At 70.1% G+C, this 2,631-nt stretch carries 1 protein-coding gene and 1 pseudogene; both read left to right on the top strand.

Annotated elements, in window-relative coordinates:
- Window positions 1–141 precede the first annotated feature (141 nt).
- Window positions 142–2,142, top strand: coding sequence for an ATP-binding protein (locus ACIRDX_RS22740; RefSeq protein ID WP_396627695.1), 2,001 nt, complete (start codon window positions 142–144; stop codon window positions 2,140–2,142).
- 175 nt (window positions 2,143–2,317) lie between these two features.
- Window positions 2,318–2,631, top strand: a pseudogene (locus ACIRDX_RS22735) (hypothetical protein); the annotation flags it as partial.

Below are 2,631 nucleotides of genomic sequence, written 5' to 3'. Positions count from 1 at the left end.
GCACGGGGCTCGACGACCATGCACCAGCCTCCGGACACCCGCTTGCGACGCGGCGCAAGGTTCCGAGGGACTGACGTGTGGGCGTCCCGTCCCGGGCCCACACCATCAGCGGTCGGCCTGGTGCACAATCCTGCCTGTCCCATGGTGTCGCCCCTCCGCCAGACGCGCGTGTGTCGATGGCGCCGTGCCGTCCGCGCGGCGCTCCTCGCCCTCCACGTCGTGGCACTGGTCGCCCGGCCCTCAGCCGTGACCGCGCAGGCGCCAGTCGCCACCGTGCCCGAGCGGGCGCCCGCGGTGCCGCTGATCGTCGTGCTGCACTCGTACGACAGCTCGTACGACTGGACGCGACAGATCTCGCAGGGCCTGCGCGACCAGCTCGGCTACGAGGACTCGCGTGTCGACATCCGCGAGGAGTTCCTCGACGGGCGACGCAACACGCAGCCGGACCATCTGGCTCGCGTCAAGCAGTTGCTCGAAGGGAAGTACGCCTCCCTGCGGCCGGCCCTGGTGATCACATCCGACAACATCGCCACCCGCTTCGTGCGCGACAACCCGGCGCTCTTCGGGGGCGCGCCCGTGGTGTTCGGCGGCGTCGACGATCCCGAGCTGATCGCGAGCCTGCCGCGCGACCGGTTCACCGGCGTCACCGAGTGGTTTCACCTCGAACGCGTCGTGGCGCTCGTCGAGCGGCTGCGCCCGGCGATGCGTCGCATCTACATCGTCACCGACGCCAAGCCGGCCGGTGAGAGCTGGCGGCGCTACTTCGCGGCCGTGCAGGTGCGTACGCGCGTGCAGTTCGTGTCGCTGGCCGGCAGCCAGCTCACGCTCCGCGAGGTGCTCGAGGCGCTGGCCCGTGACTCACGGCCCGAGGATCTCGTGCTGACCAGCAACTTCAGCGAGGACCGCTCCGGGGCCACCTTCCTCAGTGAGGCCACCACCCGCGCCATCGTCGCCGCCACGCAGGCGCCGGTGATCGGGCTGGGCATGGGCCGCCTCCGCCCCGGCCTGCTCGGCATCGCCAACAACAGCGGCCTGTCGCACGGTCGGTTCATGGGACGGAAGGCGCAGGCACTGCTCGCGGGCCGTTCGCCCGCGCAGGTGCCCGTGGAGGTCGATCCCGCCGTGCAGCTCGTGCTCGACTGGAACGAGCTCGGGCATCATGGCGTCGACGTCGGCGCGCTCACATCGGACGTCGAGGTGGTCAATCGCCCGACGACCTTCTATGCGGCCAACAAGCGGCTGCTCTGGGCGACCTCGGCCTTCATGGTGCTGCAGTCGATCGTCATCGGTGGGCTGATTCTCAACGTGCGCCGGCGTCGACGGGCCGAGCAGGAGCTCCGCACCGCCAACGAGGCCCTGCGCCGCGAGCAGGGCGTCCGGCGCGAGGCCGAGGACCAACTGCGGCACGCGCAGAAGATGGAGGCCGTCGGTCGCCTGGCCGGCGGCGTCGCCCACGACTTCAACAACCTGCTCACGGTGATCACCGGCTACTGCGCCCTGTTACTGTCGCGCGTCCCGCCCTCGTCGCCGGACCACGAGGCGCTCGACCAGATCCGTCGCGCCAGCGATCAGGCCGCGATGCTCACGCAGAACCTCCTCGCGTTCGGTCGTCGCCAGTTCGCCGCGCCGGTGCAGGTCGACATGGCACGGGCCATCCGCGACATCACGCCGATGCTGACGCGGGTGTGCGACGTCCGCGTGGCGCTCGACCTGGATCTCGCCCCCGACACCGGCGTCGTGTGGCTCCCGCAGGGGCAACTCGAGCAGGTGGTGATCAACCTGGCCATCAACGCGCGCGATGCCATGCCCGACGGCGGGCGCCTGCGCATCGCCTCGCGGCCAGGCCTGCGCGAGGGGGGAGCGACATCGAACCACGCCACGCGCGAGACGCGGCACGCCGTGCTGACGGTGTCCGACACCGGAACGGGAATGGACGAAGCCACCCGTACGCGCATCTTCGAGCCGTTCTTCACCACCAAGCCCGTCGGGCGCGGAACCGGGCTCGGCCTGGCCACCGTCTACGCCATCGTCACGCAGGCCGGCGGCGTGGTGACGGTCGACAGCTCTCCCGGGGCCGGCACGACGTTCGAGATTTCGCTGCCGCACGCCGGGGCGGAGCCGCAGAACTCGTCAGTGGCATGATGGCCTCAGTTCTGTGTGAGTGCTTGATACTTACCAATGGTGGTTCGTCACAGGCGTGACGCGAAAATGGGATAGCGTTCGACGACCAACGATGTACAGTCGAGCTTGCTCCCCAATGCGCCTGGTCCTCCGCGTCGCGGTCGTCGTGTGCCTCCTGTGGCCTGCAGGGGGAGGAATGGCACGTGCGGCGGCCCAGGACGTCCTCACCGCCCCTCCCACGCTCATCGTCCTCCTGCAGTCCTACGACACGAGCTCGGGCTGGGAGCACGATGTCGCCGAGGGCGTGTTCACGCGCCTGCTCGAGGGCGGCGTCAACGCCGACCTCCGCGAGGAGTACCTCGACGCGCGGCGCCACGGGGGCCAGGAGTACCTGGGCCACCTGCGCGACGTGCTCCTCGCCAAGTACGGACACACCCCGCCTCGCCTTGTCATCACCTGCGACGACGCGGCGCTCGAGTTCCTGCTGGCCAATCCGGACGTCTTCCCCGA

This window comes from Luteitalea sp. (assembly GCF_044337415.1).
Classification (GTDB): Bacteria; Acidobacteriota; Vicinamibacteria; order Vicinamibacterales; family Vicinamibacteraceae; genus Luteitalea.
The sequence above is the reverse complement of the archived record's forward strand: the minus strand, read 5'-3'. Positions and strand labels throughout refer to the sequence as shown.